General features: G+C 66.4%; 16 protein-coding genes. 8 read left to right on the forward strand and 8 right to left on the reverse strand.

Going from position 1 to position 18,253, the window contains the following annotated elements:
* Window positions 1-2: 2 nt before the first annotated feature.
* From ACFQ50_RS15045 to ACFQ50_RS15060, 4 genes are all read right to left on the reverse strand, one after another.
* The gene (locus ACFQ50_RS15045; protein WP_377996364.1) at window positions 3-419 is read right to left on the reverse strand and encodes an SRPBCC family protein; all 417 of its coding nucleotides are present in this window, start codon (window positions 417-419) and stop codon (window positions 3-5) included.
* Between the two features lie 185 nt (window positions 420-604).
* Window positions 605-2,275 (reverse strand): phosphodiester glycosidase family protein, encoded by a 1,671-nt coding sequence (locus ACFQ50_RS15050; protein ID WP_377996365.1) that lies wholly within the window; start codon window positions 2,273-2,275, stop codon window positions 605-607.
* Window positions 2,276-2,277: 2 nt separating this feature from the next.
* Entirely contained in the window at window positions 2,278-3,813 is a 1,536-nt protein-coding gene (locus ACFQ50_RS15055; RefSeq protein ID WP_377996366.1) for an alkaline phosphatase D family protein, read from the reverse strand.
* A 195-nt stretch (window positions 3,814-4,008) separates the two neighbouring features.
* A complete protein-coding gene (locus tag ACFQ50_RS15060; protein ID WP_377996368.1) occupies window positions 4,009-5,058 on the reverse strand; it encodes a LacI family DNA-binding transcriptional regulator in 1,050 nt (349 codons plus the stop codon).
* A gap of 226 nt (window positions 5,059-5,284) precedes the next feature.
* Here ACFQ50_RS15060 and ACFQ50_RS15065 point away from each other — a divergent pair, with 226 nt between their 5' ends.
* The 6 genes from ACFQ50_RS15065 to ACFQ50_RS15090 all read left to right on the forward strand — a co-directional run bounded on the left by ACFQ50_RS15065 (window position 5,285) and on the right by ACFQ50_RS15090 (window position 12,962).
* Entirely contained in the window at window positions 5,285-6,541 is a 1,257-nt protein-coding gene (locus ACFQ50_RS15065; protein WP_377996369.1) for an extracellular solute-binding protein, read from the forward strand.
* Between the two features lie 86 nt (window positions 6,542-6,627).
* Window positions 6,628-7,596: a carbohydrate ABC transporter permease gene (locus ACFQ50_RS15070; protein ID WP_377996371.1), complete on the forward strand. Its 969-nt coding sequence runs from the start codon at window positions 6,628-6,630 to the stop codon at window positions 7,594-7,596.
* A complete protein-coding gene (locus ACFQ50_RS15075; RefSeq protein WP_377996373.1) occupies window positions 7,596-8,480 on the forward strand; it encodes a carbohydrate ABC transporter permease in 885 nt (294 codons plus the stop codon). The genes ACFQ50_RS15070 and ACFQ50_RS15075 overlap by 1 nt, the downstream gene beginning before the upstream one ends.
* Before the next feature lie 59 nt (window positions 8,481-8,539).
* A complete protein-coding gene (locus ACFQ50_RS15080; RefSeq protein ID WP_377996375.1) occupies window positions 8,540-10,294 on the forward strand; it encodes a DUF5605 domain-containing protein in 1,755 nt (584 codons plus the stop codon).
* 116 nt (window positions 10,295-10,410) lie between these two features.
* The gene (locus ACFQ50_RS15085) at window positions 10,411-12,186 is read left to right on the forward strand and encodes a hypothetical protein (RefSeq protein ID WP_377996376.1); all 1,776 of its coding nucleotides are present in this window, start codon (window positions 10,411-10,413) and stop codon (window positions 12,184-12,186) included.
* 20 nt (window positions 12,187-12,206) lie between these two features.
* Window positions 12,207-12,962 carry an SDR family NAD(P)-dependent oxidoreductase gene (locus ACFQ50_RS15090; protein ID WP_377996378.1) on the forward strand — a complete coding sequence of 252 codons (756 nt, stop codon included), beginning with the start codon at window positions 12,207-12,209 and terminating at the stop codon, window positions 12,960-12,962.
* Here ACFQ50_RS15090 and ACFQ50_RS15095 read toward each other — a convergent pair.
* The 4 genes from ACFQ50_RS15095 to ACFQ50_RS15110 form a co-directional block, all read right to left on the reverse strand.
* The gene (locus ACFQ50_RS15095; RefSeq protein WP_377996379.1) at window positions 12,931-13,869 is read right to left on the reverse strand and encodes an alpha/beta fold hydrolase; all 939 of its coding nucleotides are present in this window, start codon (window positions 13,867-13,869) and stop codon (window positions 12,931-12,933) included. The genes ACFQ50_RS15090 and ACFQ50_RS15095 overlap by 32 nt on opposite strands.
* 68 nt (window positions 13,870-13,937) lie before the next feature.
* The gene (locus ACFQ50_RS15100) at window positions 13,938-14,618 is read right to left on the reverse strand and encodes a GntR family transcriptional regulator (protein ID WP_377996380.1); all 681 of its coding nucleotides are present in this window, start codon (window positions 14,616-14,618) and stop codon (window positions 13,938-13,940) included.
* A gap of 93 nt (window positions 14,619-14,711) precedes the next feature.
* Complete coding sequence (locus ACFQ50_RS15105; protein WP_377996381.1) at window positions 14,712-15,836, reverse strand: mandelate racemase/muconate lactonizing enzyme family protein; 1,125 nt, start codon at window positions 15,834-15,836, stop codon at window positions 14,712-14,714.
* 2 nt (window positions 15,837-15,838) lie between these two features.
* The gene (locus tag ACFQ50_RS15110) at window positions 15,839-17,023 is read right to left on the reverse strand and encodes an alcohol dehydrogenase family protein (RefSeq protein WP_377996382.1); all 1,185 of its coding nucleotides are present in this window, start codon (window positions 17,021-17,023) and stop codon (window positions 15,839-15,841) included.
* A gap of 70 nt (window positions 17,024-17,093) precedes the next feature.
* Here ACFQ50_RS15110 and ACFQ50_RS15115 point away from each other — a divergent pair, with 70 nt between their 5' ends.
* Window positions 17,094-17,354 carry a hypothetical protein gene (locus ACFQ50_RS15115; RefSeq protein ID WP_377996383.1) on the forward strand — a complete coding sequence of 87 codons (261 nt, stop codon included), beginning with the start codon at window positions 17,094-17,096 and terminating at the stop codon, window positions 17,352-17,354.
* Between the two features lie 55 nt (window positions 17,355-17,409).
* Complete coding sequence (locus tag ACFQ50_RS15120; RefSeq protein WP_377996384.1) at window positions 17,410-18,210, forward strand: alpha/beta fold hydrolase; 801 nt, start codon at window positions 17,410-17,412, stop codon at window positions 18,208-18,210.
* Window positions 18,211-18,253 lie beyond the last annotated feature (43 nt).

Consider the following 18,253-nt stretch of genomic DNA (forward strand, 5'->3'; position numbering starts at 1 on the left):
CGTCACGACGTCCTGTCGAGCAGTTCGGCGCGGTGCCTCGCGGCGGCCACGAAATCGTCCAGATCCTGCCGGGTGGCCGGCGAGGACCAGCGCCGGAGCGGACCGGCGGTTTCTACGGTGACCTTCAGGAGGGTCCGCCCTGAATCGGGGACGAGGGTAAATGACTGGACCACCCGGAGCAGCCGCAGCGGCAACGCGGAGGTCCAGGTCATGACCTCGCCCGCGTCCTGCCGGACCCGCGCCCGGACAGGGCGGCCCCGGCGCGATGTGGTGATGCGGACCGTTTCACCGTCACGGAGGTCCCCGTCGATCTCTGTGATACCCGAGTCCCAGACGGGCATGTTGCCCGCATCCGTGAGGACGTCCCACACTGTGGACAACCGTGCGTTGATCAGCACCTCGGATGCATGGAGAACCATTGGCCAAGGATAGCCATGGGAGCCCTGTGCCCGGCCGGGATTCCCGCACGTTTCATCCAACATTCATCTTCACCCGTCGGAGGGTGTCCGCGCCGTGGCCGCCGGCGTCACAGTGGCTGTGGCTGTTTATGTGGAGCCGGGCGGGCGTGCCCGGACAACAGCAAGTGTGTACTGCTTGGGATGTTTCAGGACCTGCGGCCGGGCAGAAGGAGCAGCGCATCGCCCACGGGGCGCTCACCGGTGGCGTCGGAGGGCGAGTTCACAACCTGGCCGTCCTGGACCATGGTGGTGGACCCGCCGCCGTCGAGGTTGATGGCGTCGACCATGCCGAGCGAGCGGGCAACGTCCGCCGCCTCCTTGATGCTCAGGCCAAGCGAAGTTGTTTGGCGTCCATCGGCGGTGACCAGCAGCGTGCGGCCCTCGGCGTCAACACCGGCAATCGTGCGAGGGTTCCGCTTGTGCACCCAGCCGTAGTAAAAACTGTTGCTGTCACCGGAGCGGACCATGCCGTCCCGGGCAGCCGTCACGTGGACCGCACCGTCTTCGATGAGCACCGGCCCGCCGTTGACGACGTCGGTGGTGGCGCCGGTTTTCAAGGGCTTGCCGTCCCCGTTGATGAGGTCAGTTTCGACCTTCAGCCGGGAGCCAACCTTGGCCAGAGCGGCGAGCTTGTCCACGTCCGCTCCGGTGGCCTGCAGGGTGTGCCCGCCTGCAGGGACAGCTGTGCCACGGACGCTATTGACGGCGGTGACCGTCCCGTGGACGTCCAGGACGACTTCCATCCCGGGGCCGGACGGCGTGGCGGAACCGAACTCGGGCGTGAAAGCCATTATCTCGTCCGCGTCGGTGCACGTGAAGTCGTGCAGCGGCAGCGAAGTCGGGGTGTCGTCGGTGCCGCCGCAGTTCCGGATGAGGCCGGGCACGCGGTTGACGCCGTCCAGGGCCAGCTTTCCGGTGTTCCCGGCGGCAGTAACTGACCCGGCCCAGTGCAGGCGCTGGATGGAGCTCTGATCCTTGGGACCGATGACCAAGGAGGGCCGGTCTCCGACCGGTTCGCTCAGCACCTTGCCGTCCCGAACTGCCGTGCCGGCCGGGTCTCCCGGTGCTCCGGCCTTCGGGTCCAGCACGAAGTAGCCCCCGTTCACGGCTGCGAGTGCGCCGGCCGCGGCTGCAAGCTGGCTGGTGGTTTCCCGGTCCTGCAGGTTCGGGCCGAAGGAGGACTCCAGCTCGCCGCGGAATTCCTTAGGGTCAATCGTGAGGACCTCCAGCTTCCAGGGACCGCGCGTGTTTTCGGCGGTGCCCTCGTCGCCGTCCCAGCCGGTGTAGATCACGGAGGATGCGTAGCCGGCGGCCTTGATCTTCGCGACGGTGGCGGACCCGTCGGCTTTGGTCGGGAACTGTCCGGCGCGCACCCGGTAGCCGAGGTCGCCACCTGAGTCGGCCAGCCTGGGGGACTCGACATGCTCGACGCGTGCAGGAACGCCGGCTGCCTGGAGTTTGCCGGCAACCGAGCGGGCCTGCGCCTCCGCGGACAGTGCTGACGCGGGCGCGTCGGGGTCAGGTGACGCCGACGGGATGGCCACCTCGGCGGTCCACTGCAGGTCCTGGTTGGGGGTCCCGCGGGTGATGGAGGTCCGGGTCAGTCCGGGGGCCAGTTTGGTCTCGGTGCGGTTCTCGGGCAGGTCTGCAGCGCCAAGGTCCAGGGTGCCGGACGCCGCGGGCGCGGCGGCTGCATGGGCCGGGGTCCAGGCCGCGGCATTGGAGGGACCGGCGGGGGCGACGAGGCAGGCAAGGGGGAGCCCCAAGGCCAGGGCGGCGACGGCGGTCCTGCTGAGGCGGCGGTTGAAGGCAGGCATGCTCAGATCCGTTCCGCGCCGGGGCGGCCGTTCCCGACAGCGAACGAGGCATCGACGACGGCGGGTAAGGCCGTGTCGGCGGCGGACGCCACGACGAGGTAGTCGCTGCGGAAGTCCTCGGGTGTCACGGTGCAGCGGGTCCAGCCGCGCTTGTCCGGGTTGATGTAGCGAGTGTGCGGGTTCGCCGGCAGGCCGTTCTTGATGGCCTGCGCCCAGCCGCAGCCGGAGCTGATCGACGTTCCGACAAATTCGGTAGCCACCACCCTCGACTTCGGATCGGCATAGTCGCGAAGGAGGTCGTTGGCGAAGGCTGCGTGCCAGTCCCCGCTGAGGACCACGGGGTTGGCCGGTGCCTGCTGATCGATGAAGTTGGTGAGCCGGTTGCGCGAGACCACGTACCCGTCCCACTGGTCGTGGTTGACCGACAGGATCTCGCCGGGGTCGTAATCGTACTGGGCCATCATGGTCTGCTGGGCAATCACGTTCCAGCGGGCGGGCGAGGAAGCCAGCCCCTGGAACAGCCACTGCTCCTGCCCGTCGCCCATCAGCGTCCGGGAGGGATCGTACACGCCGGGGTGCTGCGGGCCGCCGGGGAAGTTCTCGGTCAGCTGGTCCGAACGGTACTGCCGGGTGTCCAGGACGTGGAACCGGGCCAGGTTGCCGTAGTCCAGCCGGCGGTACAGGACCATGTCCGGACCGGTGGGCCGTTGCGGGCGGCGCAGCGGCAGGTGCTCGTAGTAGGCCTGGAAGGCATTGGCCCGCAGCTGGAGGAAACGCTCCGGATCGTTGGACGCCTCATTGTCCGGCTGCGATACGCCGTCGGCCCAGTTATTCTCCACCTCGTGGTCGTCGAACGTCACGACGAACGGGAACTTCGCGTGTGCTGCCTGCAGGTCCACGGAGCTCTTGTACTTGGCGTGGTTGTTGCGGAAGTCGGCCAGGGACTCGTGGTTCCGGCCTTCGTAGGTGTAGTCGCCCACGTGCACCACGAGGTCAAGGTCCTCCTGCGCCATGGTGCGGTAGGCGGCGTAGCGGCCGCCGGCCCAGGACTGGCACGACGCCAGGCCGAAGGTGACCCGGCCGGGGTCTGAGCCCGCGGCCGGGGCGGTGCGTGTGTGGCCCACCGGGCTCTCCTCGTTGCCCACACGGAAGCGGTACCAGTAGTCCGCCGACGGCCGTAATCCGCTGACTTCGGCGTGCACGGAGTGGGCAAGCTCAGGCGTGGCCGCCTCGTTGCCGGCCTTAACCACGTTGCGGAAGCCAGGGTCGGTGGCCACCTGCCAGCTCACCCGGACCTGGTACGGCGGCATGCCGCCCATCCCGTCTGCCGCCTGTGGTTCGGGCGCCAGCCGGGTCCACAGCACCATGCCGTCCGGGGTGGGGTCGCCGGATGCGATCCCGAGCGTGAAGGGGTTCTGCGGGAAACGCGGATCTGCCCAGGCGGGGGCTGCCGAGAAGCCGTAAACGGCAGCTGCCGCGACGGCGCCGCCAGTTGCGGCGAGGAATCCACGCCGGGACGTGGTGAAGGAACGGGACACAGTGTCTCCTGAAACAGTGATGGGGATGGTCCCATCCATTCAGGCAAGGGCAATTGATCTGATAGTGAACGGCCAGTTAACGCAGTCCGAACCTCTTGCGGCTCGGAATCTCCGCGGAACTTCAGCCGGGAGGGCGGCCCGGATCCGTGCCCGCAGCGCCGGATCTGGTCTGCGCTCGGCGCTCGCCGGGGGGCCTTAGCGCCGGACCCCTGGCAGCCGGTCGAGGCGCGACGTCGAATCCCGGATCACGAGCTCGGGCTCGACGACGTAGTGCTGGGCGGGTTCTCCGGTCAGGATCTGGTGGTGCAGCATCTTGAATGTCGCCATGCCCAGCGCCTGGAAGTCGAGTCGCATGGTGGTCAGTGGCGGGGAGAAGTAGGCGGCTGCAGGCATGTCGTCCACCCCGACGATGGAAAAATCCAGGGGTGCCCGAAGGCCGCGTTTCTCCATGGCGCTCATGAAACCGAGGGCAATCTCGTCATTGCTGGCGAAGACTGCCGTGAACGTGCCGGGATCCGCAGCCTTGCCGGCTTGGTACCCGGCGTCCGAGGACCAGTCCTTGGCGACATCGAGTACCTGGGGGTCGAGGCCGGCGCCCTGCATGGCATCGCGGTAGCCGCGCTCACGTTCGCGGGCTTCATTGCGGGTGGACGGCCCGGCCACATGCAGGATGTCGCGGTGTCCCAGGCCGATGAGGTGACGGGTCGCCTCCCAGCCCGCAGCGTGCGAATGGGTGCCTGCCGAGCCTTCGTCCGATGACGGAAGCTCGGAAACCGTGATCAGCGGCGTTGACTGGTCCCAGTCGGCGAGCAGCTTACCGACGCCCGGCAGAGGCGTGGACACCACAACGCCGTCCACCTGTACGGATTTGAAGTGCGCCAGCGCCCGCCGCGCCTCGGCTTCCCAGTTCTTCGCCTCAAAGTCGAGATTCAACGCCGCGATAGTGAGGGTGACGTCGGCCTCGCGGGCCGCGAACCCCAAGCCCGTGAGGACGCCCGAACTCCCGTAGACGAAGGCGCCCATGGTCAGGACGCCCACTGAGTTCGTCCTGCTGGTACGGAGCGCACGGGCGGACTGGTTGGGCACGTATCCCAGTTCCGCGATGGCGGCGGTGATCCGCTCGCGGGTCTCGGCCCGCACGTAACCAACGCCGGTGAAATAGCGCGACACCGTCTGGGTCGAGACGTTGGCCAGCCTGCCGACGTCGGCCATGCTGGGCCGCGCTCCCGTCCTTGCTTTCGCCACTGTCCGCCTTCCGTCCGCAGCAGTCTGCACCCTACGCCCATCCAAAGTAAGTTTACGATCACCTACGCACGAACGGCGGCAGTTCGTCTTTTTTCACAAATATTGGTCAACCGGTTGACGTGGGTTATCGTAAACCCCCATACTCCTTTATGGGCTAGGTCACATCTTCGGCCGAGATATCAGTGACGAAAGCACCCTCAACTCATACCTACGAAAGGACGCGACGATGCGTTTGCTTGCCAAAGGCGCTGTTGCCCTGACCGCCATTGCTGTTCTGGCTGGCTGCTCCGCCGGCTCCGGCTCCTCTGCTTCCGGCAAGACCGAGCTGAACTGGTGGGTGATCAACCTGACTTCCCCCACCGCGGTTGCTGCCCAGGACAAGATCATCAAGGATTTCGAAGCAGCAAATCCGGACATCACCATCAAGAAGACCGCCCGCGCCGTTGACGCGCACAAGGACTCGCTGCGGACCGCGATCGGCACCTCCGCGGCGCCGGACATCTACGACTACTGGGCAGGTCCGGGCCTGGGCGGCGAGCTGGTCAAGAACGGCGCCAGTGCCGATCTCACCAGCGAGTACACGCAGTACAAGTGGGAGAACCGGTTCACCGAAGCTGCCCTCGGGCCGGCGAAGCAGTACGGCGGCTTCAACGGTGTGCCGTGGAAGCTCAACGGAGAGGCCATGTACTACAACAAGGCCCTCTTCGAAAAGGCCGGCATCACCAAGCTGCCCACCACCATTGACGAACTGAACGACGCCGCAGCCAAGCTCAAGGACGCCGGCATCACCCCGATCGAGTTCGGCGGCACCGTCAACTGGCACGTCATGCGCCTGCTGGACACCTTCCTCGAGGGCTACTGCGGTTCCGGGACGTTCGACAAGCTGGTCACCAACCAGGCCAACTGGGGCCAGGAGGAGTGCGTCACCAAGTCCTTCACGAACCTGCAGAAGTGGTCCAAGGACTATTTCAACAACGGCTTTATCGGCATCAACAACGACGAGTCGTCCTCGCTGTTCTACACGGGCAAGGCGGCCATGGCCCTCGAAGGTGACTGGTTCAACGCCAGCATCAAGGACAACGCCAAGGTCGAAGACTTCGGCGTCTTCGCCCTCCCGACGGGTACCGGCCGCATGTACGGCTTCGAGCAGGCCATGTACGTCACCAAGGACAGCAAGAAAAAGGACGCTGCAGCCAAGTTCCTGGACTTCATGATGTCAACCCCCGTCCAGAAGGAAACTGCAGGCCAGTTCTCCACCCAGTCGGTGAACAAGGAAGTGAAGTCCGCAGCAACCGACAGCCTCAGCAAGTCCTGGGACGGCATCTTCAAGAACGCCAAGGGCCTGTACATGAACAACGACCAGAACCTCAGCCAGGCCCAGACCACCGAGTACTGGCGGATCCAGAACCTGGTTGCCACCGGCAGCCTGGACCCGGCCAACGCCGGGGCTGAGTTCCAGAAGTTCCTGGATTCGAGCAAGTAGCTCGTTCGCTGAAGGGCGGGACTGTGCCCCGCACGTGGCCCGCCCTTCAGCCCACTGACCGATCCACAGATCAAAGGCGACCTCTCTTGTCTAAGCTCACAGCCACGCGCCTGGAGACACCACCGGGCCCCGTCATGCGGCAACCCTCAAAGAAACCGCTCCTCAAGCGCATCGCCGGCGGCGGATTCATCGCAGCCCTGCCCTTCCTAGCCCCCGCCCTGGCGGCCTACGTTGTCTTCGTCATCGGCCCGATGGTCACCGCCGTGCGGCTGAGCCTGTTCAAGTGGTCCGGCTTCAACTCGGACCCGCAGGTATTCGTCGGATTCCAGAACTACGTCCGTCTATTCACCCAGGATCCGGTGTTCTGGACCGCGATGCAGAACACCATCGTCTGGGTGCTGCTCTCCCTGGTGATTCCCACCAGCCTCGGCCTGGTGATGGCGCTGGCCCTGAACCGTCCGATCTTCGGCCGGAACCTGTTCCGTTCCGTCTTCTACATCCCGGGTGTCCTTGCCCCGATTGCCATCGCGAACATGTGGCGCTGGATGTACAACCCGAACTACGGCGTCTTCTCCGAACTGGCCAAGGCCTGGCACCTGGGTGACGGCTCGGGAGTGACCTTCCTGAGCGATCCCAAGGTGGCCATCTATGCCATCTTCGCCGCCTTCGTCTGGCAGGTCGCAGGCCTGAACATGGTCCTCTTCCTTGCCGGCCTGCAGAGCGTTTCCAAGGAACTGGTCGAATCGGCACGCCTGGACGGCGCGAACAGCTGGAAAGTCTTCCGGCACGTGACCTTCCCGGCGCTGCGCCCCACCGTCGTCGTCGTTCTGGTGCTGACCATCGTCCACTCCATCAAGGTCTTCGACCTGGTGGTGGGCATGACCGGCGGCGGCCCCGCCCAGTCCTCGCAGGTGCTGGCGCTGTGGTCCTACTCCAAGTCCTTCCTGCAGCACGACTTCGGCATGGGCAATGCGGTGGCCACGGTACTGCTGGCCATCACCCTTGTCCTGGTCATCCCTTACCTGATCTGGTCCACCAAAGGAAACGAAGACTGATGAGCACCCTCACTCTCGGGCGCGCCAAGCACGCCGACGGGACTTCCCGTCCACGCCGCAACGTCGACTACATCAGGGTGGGTCTATGGATCGCGCTGGCCGTGACCATGGTCATCTGGGCCATGCCCCTGATTTTCGTGATGTTCACTTCCCTGAAGTCGGAATCGGCAATCTTCTCCACGTCCGCCTTCTCCCTTCCCACCTCGGCCGAGTGGAGCAACTACGCCGAAGCCATGCAGACCGGTAATCTCCTCACCGCCGGCGGCAACAGCCTGCTCATCGCGGCGATCAAGGTCCCACTGGGCCTGCTGTTCTCGGCGGCTGCCGCCTTCGGCCTGTCCCGGATCCGCTTCAAGCACAGCAAGCTGGTCCTCGGCGCCTTTGCGCTGGGCTCCATGGTCCCCATCCAGGTGGCCCTCGGCCCGCTCTTCAAGATCATCCTGGACCTCGGCCTGCTCAACAGCCCGGTGGGCGTGATCCTGCCCTACATCGGGTTCGGCCTGCCCATCCAGATCTTCATCCTGCACGGCTTCTTCAGCGCAATCCCGAAGGAGATTGACGAGAGCGTCCGCGTTGACGGCGGCGGTAACTGGCGGCTGTTCTGGCAGATCATCCTGCCGCTGTCCAAGCCTGCGCTGGCCGCCCTGTTCATCCTGGACTTCGTGTCCACCTGGAACGAATACGCCATCGCACTGGTCATCCTCCAGGACCAGACCGCGCAGACCATCCCGCTGGCCATCCAGGGCTTCCAGTCCCAGTTCACCAGCTCCTACGGGCCGCTGAACGCGTTCACCATCATGTCCATCCTGCCCGTCATGATCGTCTACCTGCTGTTCCAGCGCTACTTCGTCGAGGGCATGTTCAGCGGCGCCGTCAAGGGCTGACCGTCTCTTTCGGATCAACAACCAACTCTTACAGCAGCTTTCACCGCAGAAAGGCCACCATGGCGATCTTCACCGCCCAGACCCCGCTCTTCGACGTCATGCGCGACCCCGCAGGGCACGAGATCCTGGCCAGCCACGTTCCGGGCCTGGCAGCCAACCCCCTGCTCCACACGCTCTACCACTACCAGCTCGGCCTGATCCTCGGCACCGAGGAATCCCTTCGCAATGACCCGCAGAAGAAGGCTGAGATCCTCGCCAAAATCGAGGCGCTGGATCCGGTGCCTGCCGGCCAGGACCGCTCCGTGCGGGACATCGAACGGCCGTCCGGGTACGAACCTGACTCCGTGGAGCCCGGCAGCGCCACCGCCGAATACCCGTCCGAGGCCCGCAAATGGCAACGGTTCGAGCTCACCCTGCAGGGTCCCTCGCACGGCAACCCGTTCACCGACGTCGAACTCCACGCCGACTTCAGCAGCGGCGGCCGGACACTGCGGGTCCCGGGTTTCTACGACGGAAACGGCACCTACCGCGTCCGCCTGCTGCTGCCGGCTGAGGGCGAGTGGTCCTTCACCACGGACAGCAACGCCCGCTCACTGGACCGGATCACCGGTTCCTTTATGGCGGAAGGTGCCGAACCGGCGTCGCGCGGTGTTGTCCGGGTAGCGAATACGTTCCACTTTGCTTACGACGACGGCACCCCCTACCTGCCGATCGGCACCACCTCCTACGTCTGGACCCACCAGGGCGACGAGCTAGAGGAGCAGACCCTGGCAGCCCTGGAATCCGGACCGTTCAACAAGATGCGGATGTGCGTCTTCCCCAAGTCCTACCTGTTCAACGAAAACGAACCCGAGATTTACCCCTACGCGGGAACCCTGCAGGAAGGCTTTGACTACACCCGGCCCAACCCTGCCTACTACCACCACCTGGAACGGCGCATCAGCCAGCTTGAGGAGCTCGGCATCGAAGCGGACCTGATCCTTTTCCACGCGTACGACCGGTGGGGCTTCTCCACCATGAACGCCGCGGCGGACGATCTCTACGTCAAGTACGTCACCGCCCGGCTGGCGTCGCACCGGAACATCTGGTGGTCCTTGGCCAACGAATACGACCTCATGTTCGAGAAGACCACCGAGGACTGGGAACGCTTCGCGGCGATCGTGCAGGAGAACGACCCCAACCAGCACCTGCTCTCCATCCACAACTGCCGTGAGTTCTACGACCACACCCGGCCCTGGATCACGCACTGCAGCATCCAGCGGCGTGACATCTACAAGACCGCCGAGATGACCACGGAGTGGCGCGAGCAGTACGGCAAGCCGATTGTCATCGACGAGTGCGCCTACGAGGGGAACATCGACCAGGGCTGGGGCAACATCACCGGCGAGGAGATGACGCGCCGGTTCTGGGAAGGTGCCATCCGCGGCGGCTACGTGGGGCACGGCGAGACGTACGTCCACCCGGAGGACATCCTCTGGTGGGCGAAGGGCGGCGAGCTGCGCGGAACCAGCCCGGACCGGATCGGCTTCCTGCGCCGCATCCTTGACGAGAGCCCCGGCGGGCACCTCGAACCGCTGGCGGGCCACTGGGACGCACCCAGCGCCGGCATCAAGGACCAGTACGAACTGATCTACTTCGGGTTCAACCAGCCCACCTACCGGCGGTTCGTCAAGCCGCAGGACCAGGCGTTCGAGATCGATGTCATCGACACCTGGAACATGACCGTGGAGACCCTTCCCGGCACGTTCTCCGGGCGGTTCAAGATCGAGCTGCCCGGCAGGCAGTTCGTGGCCGTGCGGCTGCGCGCCGTCTGACAGTTCCACATCACGGCCGGGGACGGGTTTACCCTGTCCCCGGCCTGCCCGCCAGGCTTGACCCCACCGCGCCCTGACCGACCGCTCCGCTGACCCACCGCGACCGAAAGCACAACGTGATCCCCGCCGACAACACATCCCGGTTTCCTGCACCGGCCCGAACCATTGAAAGCGGCCCGTGGCGCCTCCAGCTGCGCGGGGACGAACTGGCCGACATCGAATACCGCGGCCACCCCGTGCTCCGGGCCATCCGGCCCGTGGTCCGGGACCACGACTGGCGGACACTGGCTCCGGCGGTCGAGGCAGTGACGTTCGACGACGGCGGCACGTTTACTTTGCGGCTCACCGTCCGGTTCGCCGGCTTCGGCGCCGAATACTCCGCAGACCTGACCGTCAGTTTTTCCGGCAATGACCTCAGGGTCACCTTCGAGGGCACCGCACCAAGTGATTTCCGCAGCAACCGGATCGGCCTGGTGGTCCTGCACAGGCCCGACGACGCCGGGCGTGACGTCACCGTCTCCGCTCCGGGCGGGACCCGCACCGAGTCTGCCTTTCCGGCCGACATCAGCCCGCACCAGCCCTTCGTGGACATCGCGGCGATGGCCTGGGACCGCGACGGCACGGCCTTCCGGCTCGAGTTCACCGGCGACGTCTTCGAAACCGAAGACCAGCGCAATTGGACCGACGCTTCCTTCAAGACCTACAGCACCCCGCTGTCCCGTCCCTACCCGGTCACCGTGCACGCGGGGGACCGGGTGCAGCAGAGCATCTGCCTCACGGCCCAGCCGGCAGCCGCGAATCCGGGACCCGCGGAACAGGGACCCGCGGAACAGGCGGCTGACGCGGTATCCGCCGAACCGGCAGACAACGTGCTGACGGTGCGCCGGCACATTCAGAGCAAGGTTCCCGCCCTGGGAACGTCAGCGTCCCGCTCGGCGGCGAGGCTCGGCGTCGTACCTGGTCTGGACGCCCTGATCGTGGAGCTTCCAAGCGACGTAACCCGGGCGAGCGAACTCCTGCAGCCCGCCGTGCGGCAGGCCGCAGAGCTGGGCGCCCCACTGGACGTGCGGATCGCCGCTGGCGGCGGCGCCGACGTCGGGCCTGTGCTGGATCTGCTGCCCCTCGGCAAGGTGGCAAGGCTCGGGGTGTTCAGCTCTGACAGGCACGTCACCGAACCTGAGCTGTGGGAGGAACTGCGCTCCGAAGCGCAGCGGCGCGGCTTCACCGGCACCCGGCTCGCCGGCGCGCGCTCCCATTTCACCGAGCTCAATCGGCGGCAGGACGTCCTTCCCCGCGACGCCGGTGCCCTCACCTACAGCATCACGCCGCAGATGCACGCGACCGAAGTGCCCCACATCGTTGACAGCGTCCCGATGCAACGGCTGACAGCGCGGAACGCGCTCCGGATCGGGGCCGGCAAGCCGCTGCATATCGGCCCGGTGACGCTGAAGGCCCGGTTCAACGCCGTCTCCACCGACGGCGCCTACGATGCCCGGACCGCCGAGGCCATGACCACCGACCCGCTGCAGGCAGAAGACTTCGCCGCCGCCTGGCTGCTGGGCAGCATCGCTGCCCTGACCCTGCCCGGCGTCGAGTCCGTCAGCTATTTCGAGGCCAGCGGCCCCAGGGGCCTGATCGCCGACGACGGGACCCCGACGCCGGCCTTCCGGGTTTTCGAAAAACTGGCCGCCCTGCGCGGCGCCGGGGTACTGCAAGTGGACGGCGACGTCCCCGGGCTGGTGCTCTACCCCGTCTCAACAGACGCCGGCGTGCTGCTCTTCGCGGCGAACCTGACGGCAGCACCGTTGTCCGTGGCGGTCCGGCTGGAAGACGGTGGCGCGCAAACCTTTGACATTCCCGCCTGGCAACACACCACCCGGCCGCTCGGCTGACCCACGAAATGAGGAACAAGATGACCAACAGGCTTGCAGGAAAGACCGCCCTCGTCACGGGTGCCGGATCCGGCATCGGGCTGGCCGTGGCGCAACGCTTCACCGCCGAAGGCGCCCGCGTGTACTTCGCCGACATCAACGTTGAAGCTGCCGAAAAGGCCGCCGCGGCCACCGGCAGCGACCGTGCCGTAGCCTTGCCCGTTGATATCTCCGACGAGTCCAGCGTCGAGGCCGCCTATGCCGCCATCGCCGCCGACGGGCCGCTGGACATCGTGGTGGCCAACGCCGGCGTCCAGCTCTTCGGGCAGGACGCCAAGGTGGGCGAGCTGTCCCTGGAGGTCTGGGAAAAGACCGTGGCGGTCAACCACCGCGGAGCGTTCCTCACACTGAAGCATGCCGTGCGGGCGCTCCAGGGCCGGGGCGGGTCCATCATCTGCACCGGCAGCCCCACCGCCGTGGTCGCGTGCGGGCAGACGTTCACCGCCTACTCGAGCTCGAAGGCCGGCGTCCACGGCCTGGCGCGCGTCGTCGCCGCCGACTACGCCAAGGAGGGCATCCGCGTGAACACCGTGGTACCCGGCTACACCGAGACCCCGCTGGTGCAAACCATCGCGGACGATCCCGCCAGCCGCGCCGGCCTGGTGGACTCCACCATGCTCGGACGGGCCGGCACCGCCGCCGACGTCGAAGGCATCATGGTCTACCTCGCCAGCGACGAATCGGCCTACGCAACCGGTGGCCTGTTCACGGTCGACGGCGGCCTGACGGCACTCTGAGCTCATCGAGCAGCCGCAGCACCCGCTCAGGCTGCTCGATGTTGGCGAAATGGCCGCAGCGCGGAATCGTCACCAGGCGCACGTGCGGGACGAGATCGGACAACCGGAGCAGGTCCGACGGCGGCGTGAACACGTCACGGTCCCCGCGCGTCGCCAATACCGGACAGCGGATGCTGCGCCATTGGCCAAAGTCGTAGAGAGCAACGGCCCGGGCAGCCCGCCAGAAGCTGGCCGGCCGGGCGTCATGCCCGAGCCCGCGGATCACCTGCCCGGGAACGGCGGCCGGGTCAGCGAAGAGCGGGGACAGCAGTGGTCCCATCACCGGTGTGGCGGCAACTGCCCTGATCAGCGCCGGCCCGGCCGGTCCGAGGGCAGCCATGGAGCGCATGGCCCACAGCGTGCGGACGAAGGCCGGGAGGCCGGACAGGCTGCGAACGGGATGCCGGACCGCCGCGGACACGCCGAACGTGGTGGCGGAAATGGCTGCAACTCCTGCAGCCCGGTCGGGCCACCGCGCAGCCAGGTGCAACGCCAGGAAGCCTCCCATGGAATGGCCCACCAGGTTCCATCGCCGGTATCCGAGCGAATCCAGAATTTCGACGACGGCGCGCCCCATCGCCTCGACGCTGAAGTCTTCCAGCCGGACATCTGCAATGGATTCACCCCAGCCGGGCAGGTCTATGAGCACTCGGTCAGCGTCCGGTTCCCTGGGCAGCAGCGCCCTGAACGTGGTCCAGGTCCCGGCAGCGCCGTGAAGGTAGACGACCGGTGTCCCGGACGCGGGATCCCCGCCTCCGGAACCCTGCTGAACCCGCACGGTGGCAGGACCCAACTCCGTGGGAATCATGTGTAGCCGCAATGCAGGTGCACTTGCCGGTGCGATCTCCTGCTGAATGCCTATGGTCATCTGCTGCTCCTAATACTCTGAAGAGTGTTCGGAGCCGGCAGCCGACCGGACTGCCTGCACCGGTGAGGTCAGTCGCCCCGTTGTTCGAGCAGATTACGCTGGGCGGTGATGATCTGTTCCTCGCCGCCGACGACGAGTTTCCGCACCTCGGCAGCGATGGCTTCCGGATCTCCGCCGTATACGGTGTCCAGCATCTGGCGGTGCCACTCCACGGAGCGCGACAGCGGCTCGTCCAGTGCTGTGGTCAGCCGGAACAACTCCGCGAAGGTCGGCACCTGCTGCTCCCATACCGCCAGCAGCCGGCGGTTGCCGCACGAGGTGAAAAACGCCGAATGGAATGCTGCATCTGCACTGGCAAACGCATCCGTGTCACCGGCTTCGGCCGCGGTCCGCATGTCCTCCAGGGCAGCTTCTGCCGCCTGGCGCAATCCCTCGGGGTTCTCCGCCGCGCACTGCTGCGCGGCCGCGAGCTCAAGCAACTCCCGGAGCGCGAAGAGGTCGCGGAGGTCCCGCTGGTCCAGGCCAACAACCCGATAGCTCCTGCCGGAGGCAGCGATCAGGCCTTCGCCAGACAGGATTCGCAGGGCGTCCCTCACAGGACCGCGGCTGACCCCAAAGGATTCGGCGAGGGCGGCCTCGACCAGCAGGTGCCCCGGGTGAAGGTCGCCGGTAAGGATGTCCGACCGCAGCGCTGCTACAACCTGCTCACCCAATGCCTCCGCACGGGCAACACGTCGGGTCACAGCCATGCCATTCCACCTGTCCTCTGGTTCCTGTCGGTTCAACGGTCAACAGCTTACCGTTTACCGCGGACGGATGGCGGTGGTGCGGCAGCTGCGTGGCTAGTCGCCCCACACAGCGACGGGTTTGCCGAGCACGCCTTCGTCGACTTCGAGGCCGAGCCCGGGCGTCTCCGGGGGAAGGATCCCCCCATCGCGCCGGATGACGTCGAACTTCGCGGTCTTGAGCGTGACCATGTCGTCGCAGTTGAGGACGCAGCGGAGCAGCTTTTCGGGCACGGTGGCACCCAGGTGGGCGATGCCGGCGAAGGCAATGGCGGATCCCACCGTGTCCTGGACGCTGACTGTCAGCCCGGCCGCGCGGGCAACGTCGCGCTGGCGCCGTCCGGGGGTGAGCCCGCCGGCCTTGGAGATTTTCAGCCCCAGCCCGTCCGCCACATCGTGGGAGATGGCCCAGGCAAGGTCGCTGTCATTTTGGGCGAGTTCGTCGAGGATGATCGGGTATGGGCACCGTTGCCGGAGTGACATGGTTTCGCGCCACGTGGCGCACGGCGCTTCGATGACGAAGTCGAGGCCGCGGGGGAGCATGGCCACCATCCGCATGGCTGATTCAGGCGTCATTCCGCCGTTGGCGTCGACCAGGAAGAATTCCCCCGGCTGCCGGTCGGCAAGGCAGGCGGTGATGCGCTCCGCGTCAAGGGCGGGTCCGCCTTCGCTGTCAGGGGTGCCTATCTTGATGGAGTGGCCCCGGTAGCCGCGGGCGCGGTGGTCGGCCACACGCTGCCGCATTTCCTCGGGGTCCCCTGCGTGAATGGAGGAGATCATGGCCATGGGCGTTCCAGTCCCGCCGCCCAGCAGTTCGCAGACGGGCAGGCCTGCCGATTTGCCGAAGATGTCCCAGCAGGCGATGTCCAGCGGTGTCTTTGCGTGGTTGTGTCCCACCAGCGTGGCATCCATCAGGTCATAGTTCCGGTCCACCCGGCGGGGGTCGCGGCCCAGGAGTGCGGGTGCGAGTTCTGCCATGCCGGCCCGTGTGCCCCGGGCGTGGGCGGCGATGTAGGTGGCGCCGAACGGTGTGCTTTCGCCCCAGCCTGTTGTTCCGTCGTCGGCGGTGATTTTGACGATGGAGGCGTCGAAGGATTCATAGGTACGGCCTCCCGACAGGTGGTAAATGCCCCCCGAGTAGGGCAGGTCCACCTGGAAGAGTTCGATGCGTTCTATTTTCATGGTCAGATTTCCGTCTTGTTGGTATTTGCCGGGTTCGCGGATGTAGCCGCTGGCGGGAGGAGGACGAGCTTGCCCGTGTGCTTCTTGGACAGGAAGTCTTCCTGGGCCTGGGCGATGTCGGCCAGGGGATACGTCTTGGAGACGACCGGGTGGATCTCGTTGGCCTCGATGTAGCTGATCAGGTTTTCGAAGACCCTGTCCTCCTGAAAGGTGCAGCCGAGCAGGCTCAGTTCCTTGAGGTAGATGGTGCGCAGGTCGATCTGGGCCAGGGGACCGGAGATCGCGCCGGCGATGGCGTACCGGCCGCCCGCGCGCAGCAGGTCGAGCAGCTGCCCGGCCTGGCTGCCGCCGACAATGTCGATGACGACGTCGAAGGAGTTCCGTCCGAGTTCGGCCACGAGGTCCGTTCCTCGGTCGATGGCGCGGTCCGCGCCTTCGGCCAGGACCTGGCCGGCCTTGACGGCGGAGCAGACGGCGGTCACGGTGGCGCCGCGGCGCTTGGCCAACTGGACGGCGGCGAGTCCCACTCCGCCGGATGCTCCGGTGATGAGGACGCGTTCGGCGCCTACACCGGCGCGGTGCAGCATGTTCTCCGCCGTGGAGTAGGCGCAAGGGATTGCGGCCAGGTCCGCGTCGGACCAGTCCGAGTTGACGGCGTAGGTTTCGCCGGAGGGGGCGACGGCGAACTGGGCGAAACCGCCGTCGCATTCGCTGCCGAATGTCCAGCACTCATAGGGGCGATAGCCGACGTAGGTCCGCAGCATGTTCCGGACCAGAACCCGCTCACCGATGCGTTCGCCCGGCACACCGGGGCCGACGGCGACGATGCGGCCGGCGGCATCCGCCCCCTGGATCCGGGGGAAAGTCAGCGCCTCACCCGACCACGCGGCGTCGGCATCGGTGATTTTTTCGAAACCGTCCGCTCCACCGGCGTTGGTTCCGGAATCGACTGCTTTTGAATACCAGCCAATTCGCGTGTTGATGTCGGTGTTGTTGATCCCTGCCGCCGCGACTTCGATGAGCACCTCGCCCACGCCGGGAACGGGGACAGGAACATCGGTGCGGTACTCAAGCTTCTCCAGGCCGCCATGGCCGGTGAGCAGCGCGGCGGCCATCACCTCGGGCAGTGCGGCCTGGCCCGTAGCTTTGAGGCCAGTGAGGGCCTGATCTTCAGTACGAGTGCTCACAGAACTCCTATGTTCGTCTCTGCTGATGTTGATGGAGGTTCACGAATTTTGAACGTGACGTTCAATTTATGTGGTTTGCAATGACTTTGTCAACGGTAAACCGTTTGCACGGTCCCGTCGCTCATCGTCTTCCTGCGAAAAGCGCCAGTCCACAAGCTTCGCCCGCCTGTTCTCGCCCCAGTACCGGAAGGCAACAATCATCGGGCTCTTCTCCCACGTCTCGCCGGCGATCATCCTGGGCGGACTCGTCGCCCAACGGCTCGCGCCCGAGACCAAGGGCCTGAGCCTGAGCCAGGCCTTCGCGCCCCTCGCCCAAGTGGCGGCGAAGTAATCGCACGACGGCGACAGCGCTACCCACCCCAAACCGGCCGGCGTTAGGATGCCGTGTGACTTTCACCCACGGATACGCGGCCAACGGCGACCTCCGCATGTACTACGAGGTCCACGGCCGGGCAGTTGACGATAAGCCCCCGCTGCTGCTGATTCCCGGCGGGGGCTCCACTATCCAGACGAATTTCGCCGGCCTCATCCCGCTGGTGGCCGCCCAGCGTCAGGTGATCGCGGTCGACGAGGAAGGCCACGGCCGCACGGCCGCAACCGACCGGCCGCTCACCGCCGAAAACTCCGCCGGGGACATCCTGGCGGTCCTCGACCAGCTGCAACTGGACTCGGTGGATGTGCTGGGCTTCAGCGCCGGCGGCCATACTGCCCTCGCCCTGGCCATGCAGCATCCGGCCAGGGTGCGCCGCCTCATCGCCGCCTCCACGTTTTTCAGCCGGGAAGCCGTGCCCGACGAATTCTGGGAGGGCATGAAAACTGCCACTCTGGACAACATGCCCGCCGTCTACCAGGGCGCGGACAGGAAGATCAACCCCGAGCCCGGTCATCTGGAGCGCCTGTTCGAGCTGGACCGGCAGCGCATCATCGGCTTCCCCGGCTGGTCCGAGCCGGACCTCGCCAGGATCACCGCGCCCACCCTGGTGGTCGCAGCCGACCAGGACGTGATGAGCCCCGGGCACGCCGTCCGCATGTCGCGCGCCATCCCGGAAGCCCGGCTGCTGATCGTGCCCGGCGGCCACGGCGACTACCTCGGCGAACTTGCCGCCAGCGACGGCGACCTGCAGGCCCTGCTCAGGACCCTGCCGTTCATCCTGCGCTTCCTGGACGCCCAACCTTCTGAGGCGTAGGCGGGACGGGCGGGCGGGGGGGCGCCCGCCGGCCGCCCGGCCC

Source organism: Arthrobacter sp. NPDC056493, from assembly GCF_042795115.1.
GTDB lineage: Bacteria > Actinomycetota > Actinomycetes > Actinomycetales > Micrococcaceae > Arthrobacter.